The organism is Roseivivax isoporae LMG 25204, from assembly GCF_000521865.1.
Taxonomy (GTDB): Bacteria; Pseudomonadota; Alphaproteobacteria; order Rhodobacterales; family Rhodobacteraceae; genus Roseivivax; species Roseivivax isoporae.
In genome coordinates this window covers 1-6,199 of record NZ_JAME01000080.1, presented here as the reverse complement: position 1 = coordinate 6,199, position 6,199 = coordinate 1, and the positions used below count along the sequence as shown (strand labels likewise).

The 6,199-nt window shown below is 56.9% G+C and carries 6 protein-coding genes; 2 read left to right on the top strand and 4 right to left on the bottom strand.

The annotated features are described in order from the left end of the window. From RISW2_RS22360 to RISW2_RS22345, 4 genes are all read right to left on the bottom strand, one after another. A partial coding sequence (locus tag RISW2_RS22360; protein ID WP_156943977.1) for a recombinase family protein occupies nt 1–1,645 on the bottom strand: 1,645 nt, incomplete at its 3' end. Between the two features lie 16 nt (nt 1,646–1,661). Continuing rightward, nucleotides 1,662–1,841, bottom strand: a complete 180-nt coding sequence (locus RISW2_RS22355; protein ID WP_043775426.1) for a hypothetical protein — start codon at nt 1,839–1,841, stop codon at nt 1,662–1,664. 188 nt (nt 1,842–2,029) lie between these two features. Then, nucleotides 2,030–2,470 (bottom strand): hypothetical protein, encoded by a 441-nt coding sequence (locus RISW2_RS22350; RefSeq protein WP_043775424.1) that lies wholly within the window; start codon nt 2,468–2,470, stop codon nt 2,030–2,032. Between the two features lie 53 nt (nt 2,471–2,523). After that, on the bottom strand, nt 2,524–3,021 hold the full coding sequence (locus tag RISW2_RS22345) for a type II toxin-antitoxin system PemK/MazF family toxin (protein ID WP_156943976.1): 498 nt from the start codon (nt 3,019–3,021) through the stop codon (nt 2,524–2,526). A gap of 331 nt (nt 3,022–3,352) precedes the next feature. Here RISW2_RS22345 and RISW2_RS24890 point away from each other — a divergent pair, with 331 nt between their 5' ends. After that, entirely contained in the window at nt 3,353–4,537 is a 1,185-nt protein-coding gene (locus tag RISW2_RS24890) for a hypothetical protein (RefSeq protein WP_156943975.1), read from the top strand. 34 nt (nt 4,538–4,571) lie between these two features. Next, complete coding sequence (locus RISW2_RS24885; RefSeq protein WP_156943974.1) at nt 4,572–5,654, top strand: hypothetical protein; 1,083 nt, start codon at nt 4,572–4,574, stop codon at nt 5,652–5,654. Nucleotides 5,655–6,199 lie beyond the last annotated feature (545 nt).

Sequence of the window (6,199 nt, the reverse complement as noted above, 5' to 3'; positions counted from 1 at the left end):
CAAATCCTACCCCCGCAACCAGCTTTAGCGAAGACGCCGTATCCGAATAGGATGCGGCGTTTTTTGCATCCGCAAAGCTCCACAATCCCAACAGCTTGCCCTCGATCTCGGCCGTATGCCCGGCCGTCTCTTCGTGCTGGATGACAATGCGGTCGATCAGCCCGCCGAGGATCTCGGAGGCGCGATGGACCACCTCCGGGTCCGAGAGTGTGTCCGCCAGCGCATCCACCTGCGCGCGATAGAGCACTGCCAGATCTTCGGGGATATCGAGGGCGGGAGCCTCGACGGCAGCCAACTCCGCTTCCAGCGCTTCCTTCTTCTCCTCGGCCGCCCCCAGCATCGCGTAGACGCTCTTGGTGGCCATGTCGTCTCGTATGGCACGCAGGGCGCCGTCGATCGCCTTCTGCTCCTGTGCAATCGCCCTGCGGAGCGATGCCTGCTCGGTGTCGCGCTCCTTTCGTGCTTCGTCGACCCGGTCAAGAAACTGGCTCCGAAAGCGCTCGACCGCTTCCGGCGTCATCAGCTCGTCCCGTAGCCCTGACAGCACCAGCGGCTGCAGCCTGTCGATGCGTAGGCCAGGCATTCCACGGCAAACGGAGGGGCCTTTCTCCTTGGCATTGGCGCAGTAGTAGGCGCGGCTCTTTCCTGAGCCTGCGACCGTCATATTGCCTCCACAACGCCCGCATCGCACGAGCCCGGACAACAAGTATCGCTTGCGCCTGAGCGTCGAGGGTGCGCCCTTCGACAAGGTGCGGCGCTGCCCTTCCTGGCGCGCCTTCACCGCCTGCCATAGATCCTCGTCCACGATCCGCAGATGCGGCACCTCAACCCGGATGATCTCTTCTTCGTCGCGACCGCGCGAGGCGCGCTGGTCCGTTTCCGGGTTCTTTCGATATTGCAACCGGTTCCAGACGCGGACACCGGCATAGAGTTCGTTGTTCAGGATGCCAGTGCCGCGCCTTGCGTTGCCGTAGATCGTGTTGACCTTCCATTCCCGCCCGCGCGGGGAGGGGACGCCTTCCGCATTCAACTGATGGGCAATGGCGCGGGGGCTGTGACCGTCGCTGAACTCCCGGAAGATGCGGCGGACCACATCGGCCTGATGCTCGTCAGGCTCGAGCTCGCCAGTTTGGCGCAGACCCGTATGGGGGTCGATGGGGATGCGGTAACCATAGCTCAAGCCCCCTGCAGAACGTCCGTCGGCAACGCGTCCTTGAAGGCCCCTGTGCGTCATCTGGGCGATGCGCTTCAGGTGCATTGCGTCCATCGTGCCCTTCATGCCGATGTGGAGTTCTTCGATGCGGCCGTCGGCGATGGTGTGGATCTCGACGCCGTTGAACTCGCACACCGCGAAGAGGTTCGCCGACAACTCCTGGCTTCGGTTGAGGCGGTCGAGCCCCTCGGCCAGGACTACGTCCACGAGGCCGCTCTTCACGGCCTGCAGCATCTTCTTGTATCCGGGGCGCTCGCGCTTGGCTCCGGAGATGGCGGCGTCTTCGAAGACTTGCAGAACTTGCCATTCCTTTCTCTCGGCGAGCGCGGTGCAGTTCGCGATCTGGTCGCGCGTGGAGTTCACATTCTGCAGGTCGGTCGAAAACCGTGCGTAGATCACGGCGCGGCGGGGATTGGAGCGTAGGGAATTCATGTGCGCAGATTGATCCTCATAATTTGGCGATCTCAAGGCTTTCTCCGAAAAACAGTTCACGCCGCCTCAAAAACGCCTGGATCACGCGGCACCGTGGCCAGGTGTGTTCTGAGGCGTCGCGGTCGTTCTTGCCCTCCCGGGCGGTGCGCTTCGCGGCGACTTCGGCAATCAGGTCGATCAGGTTTGCGAGGGCCATTGGTATCTCCTTCGGCTGTGGACACCGAATACCGACAGACCGGCGAGTTCCGAGCCCTCGCTTGTGATCGTTGAGCCCGTGCAGGCAGGACCTGCACGGGCTTCTCATATGGCAGGCGCGCCGACATCTGTAGCAGCAGAAGGATCGTCGGCGCGCCCTGACGCGGGTGTTCCGGCCCGCGTGTCTGATCAGGCTGCGGAGCGCAGCCCCTCCAGAGCCTTCTCGGCGCGCAGGATGTCGTGGACCGCCGAGAGCGTGGCGTAGAGCTCGATGACCACGGCGAGGGCGTTGGACAACCGGTCCGCCTCCGGGGTGAGGCGTTCCTGGCCCCAGGTCTTGTAGTCGGAGACGTTCTCCGGGCTGTGGTCGTAGCGCGGCTCGACGTAGGTGCCTTCGGCGATCTCGGCGTCGAGGACGCCGACCAGCTCGTGGAGCATCGCCAAGATGCCCCTGTCGAAGATCTTGCCGGCCCGCAGCAGAGCGGCGAGCTTCTTGGCCTCCCGCTTCGGTTTCGGCGCGACGAGGTCGAGCACGTCCTGGTCGATCCCGGTGGCGGCGGCCCGCGCAAGCGGGAAGCACGATGCGGCCATTGCGGTGATCTCGGAGGCGGATTTGAATGGCATATCCATTGGTCTTTCCTTGTGTTAATTGAGGGGAGGAGCAGCGGCGAGAGCGCGGTTCCCTATTGGAAACCGCGGTCTTCGCGCGCCTGCTCTTCCCGCCGTTGTTCTTCGCGGTAGTAGGCGGCAATGTCGGCTTCGGCCTGGATGCGTGCCCGGACAGCGTTCATCCGCTCCAGCAGGAGTTCGTCCAAGCGACCGATGATCTGCGGGCCTTTGGACCGGCCGTGGAAGCCGCCGTGGTTCACGTGCACGATGATGCGCCGTGCGCAGACGAACCTCGTGGGCTTCGACAGCCCGGCTGTCTCCCGCGCGGCGGAGTGCTTGACGATGACCTCGTAGCCGCGGTTCGCGCGCGTAACGGCGGAGGTGCCGTAGGCGATCTCGACGAAACGGTCGTCGCGCTCGGCCAAGGTGTCGAGCACCAGACAGGGGCGGCGCTTCGGTGCGCCTTGCTCGGCATCCTCCTCGGCAAGAGGGAAGCGGAACAGCACGACATCGCCGCGTTGTAAATGCGCGCTCTTGCCGACCGGGGTGAATGGTTGGGGGTGGTGATACATGAAGGCCTCCAATGGCGTGGGAAAACGACACCAGCGGGGAAGCCTGTCTGTTCGAGGCTTTCGTTCAGCTGCGCGTCACTACGACCGCGCAGCTGAATGAAAGCCAAAACGGGAGAGCGCCGAGAGGGTGTCCCTCTCGGCAAATTTGAGATACGCGGGTGACCGGTGTGATAACCATGCAGCGGGTAGAACTGATAGTTTCTCGTGCAGATACCTCGAAGAAACCGAAGAACATCTTTGAAAGTGCATAGAAAATACTTCACTATGGTGTTCAACTTGACCCAAGATGTCGCGCGTAACTCATCCTCTGAATAACTGATTGGAAGATTAAATGTCTGACGATTTGCTAAAGGTTCGCGATAGTCGGACTGCTTGTGACTCGGTCACATTCTTAATGCGAGTGGACCAGTTCTTGGATATGGTTCGGCCCTCCTATGAAAACAAGGGGGGGTTAGAGGGGCAGAGAGATGCGATAAAGACCAAATCAGGCCTGTCGATTCGGAAGCGTCTCGTAAGTGACCTATCTGCCGGGGCGGTTATTCCGCCTATTACCATCGGAATTCTTGCGACGGAAAGCGAGCGGAAAAAGATTTGGGCTGCAGAAAGCGCAGAGGCGATAATCGAGGCTATAAAAGAACTCGACTCATCTAAAATTTCAATAATTGACGGAATGCAGAGAACTACAGCCCTGCTAGAGGCGATTGGAAATAACAAAGATCTAGAGTCGTCAAATATTAGAGTTGAGGTTTGGTGCGCCGAAGAGGTCAGTGGGCTGGTTTACCGAATGTTGGTGCTGAATAGCGGCCAAATACCTTGGGAAACGGCGCGTCAGCTTGAGACGATCTATAGTCAGCTCATTATTTCTCTCCAAGAAGGGCTTGAGCAAAATGTTGAGCTATTCCTAAAGGACGACAACCGACGGCGTGCTGCGCCTGGTCAGTTTCAGGCTAGTACTGCAATCCGGCTGTTTTTGGCGTTCTCAGCTCGTAGGGCCGAGTTTGACATAAAGGACCGGGTTGCTGAAGACTTCGCAAAATTGGATGCAATAGAAAGTAGCTCTCACAGTGAGTTTTTTGGCTACTTTAAGGAGACGTTTTCTCTTCTGCTTGATCTCGATCAGCAATTTTCGCGTTTCAAGAGTAAGGGAGTTAAGTATGGCTCTGTGAGAATTCGCGATGGTAGTGAGATATTCAAGTCGGAGCCCGCGTTGATTGGTTTTGTCGTGGCGGTTTCTACCAGTCTTTTCGATTTGCCGGGGTTCGATATTGACTGGGGAGGCGTGGAAGGAAAGCTGGAGGAAATTAGAAATTCTTTGGAGGCGCTGATCGAGAAGCTGAAGGGTCTTACAGTTGAGGAGATTGAGACATTCCTGGAGCTTGATCTTCTCAATGAAAGGCTGAATCGCCGAAGCGGTCAAGTGGGTCGCTATGAGCGGGAGCTATTTACCCGTGCATTCCGCTTGATGATCGAGCGCGGGGCTGACCTGCCCAATATGGCACCATGCTGGCTGAATTGAGACAGAGATGCCTCCAAGAGAACCTGAAACTCTCATGGCAGCTTTGTTTGACCCTCTCATTGAAGTTGCAGGACGTTCGCCTAAGAACAAGCTGTACACGCAGAAGATCCCAAAGGAGCGTCAATCAGAACAGTTCAAAAGATTTCGCGAGATTGAAGTTGATTCTACGCATGCGGTGCCGCTACCAAACGGTGGGTTCTTGGCAAAGCTTAAAGAGAATGACTATGAGTTCCTAGTTTTCTCTGCTCCCGGTCTGAATTCACCGGAGGTTAGAAATTTAGAAGATGCTTTGACAGGAGTGGAGGAGTTTCATCAGGTAGAGTTTGATGAGACTATGTTCCTCTTTTGCTGTTTTGAGCTCAAAGGTCTTTTGAACCTAAGGCTTAAGTATAGAAACCCAGAGCTTGCTGATGACATTTTGGGACTGGCTGACGCAGAAAGCTACTCCGGTCATAGTATCTACGACCTTCGTGACTATTTTAACCCTGTCTATGCCTTTCGAGTTGACGCTAATAACAAGCGATGCGGAGCCAATATTACTGAGTATGCACTGACACTACTGGTCCATCAGCCAAACCTTCGTTCTCCGATTGTCGATCGCCATGCGGGCGACAGAATATCAGCGCTCATGGGTAAAACTGCTTGTGGCACTGACAACCTTTTTCAAGCGCTAACTTCTAGTCAATGGAAGTATGTATTCTTGGATCTTTATCGCTGCTTGGAGAGCTTGTATTTCTTTCCGTGGATTCGCGAGTTAAAGGGTGCCCTGGATTCCGAGGAAAATGTCTATTCTCTGCGCGAAAGCTCTTGGTCCGCATTGGGTTGGAGTCCCAAGGAGGATAATTCGATTAAGAAGTTATTTGAATTGGTGGATGATAAGGTTTTTCAAGACGATGCTTCAGAAGTTGACAAATTTTCGAGCTTAAAACCTGATAGCTCACCGCCGAGTTCATACGCCGAAAGGTTGTATTCCGTTCGTAACACAATGGTTCACCATGCTGATCGGCAGGGCCGGTCACCAAATCCGGCTAGTGCGGCAGATTACCGTCAGCTTTGTCTGTTTTTATGCGCTGTCTTGGAGGCGATTCATCGGGACTATTCTGCCGAGTTGTCGTGATGACGTTCCAATTGGTTGGCTCAAATTATTGATTCATTTGTTCGCTGGGTGCTTGAGTTCTCCGTCATCGTCAATTTGTATTTTCTATTGTGTGCAGTGTGAGCGACGTATCGAACTTTATGGTATAATATTTCGTGTCCATAGTGACGCGTCGCGGCTTGGAAGGAGACACAATAGGCACCTTTCGCCGAGTTGGTGAGTATTGCTGGGCAGGCCCGGGGTGCAGGGGCGTGGCGAACGGCCCCTGCGAGCAGGCGGGGGTTCGGGGGAGGAGTGCGGAACGACGTTCCCCCGGGAGTAGGGGTTGCAAGGGGAGTGCGGAACGATGACCTTGCCGCCCTCCGCGTAGGAGTGCCCGCCGCACAGGCGCCCCCGGCGGGCAGGGTTCCGGGGCAGCGTCCCGGGCGAACGGCAGGCCGAACGCAGGCACCGCAGGTGCCGGAGTGCGGGCTGTTTAGTGAGTATTATGACCCCACACATCCGTTCGCGGCTGCGTCTGGCCGGTTTCTCCGGTGCGGCAAAACTGACCTGCTCCCCTGAAAAGT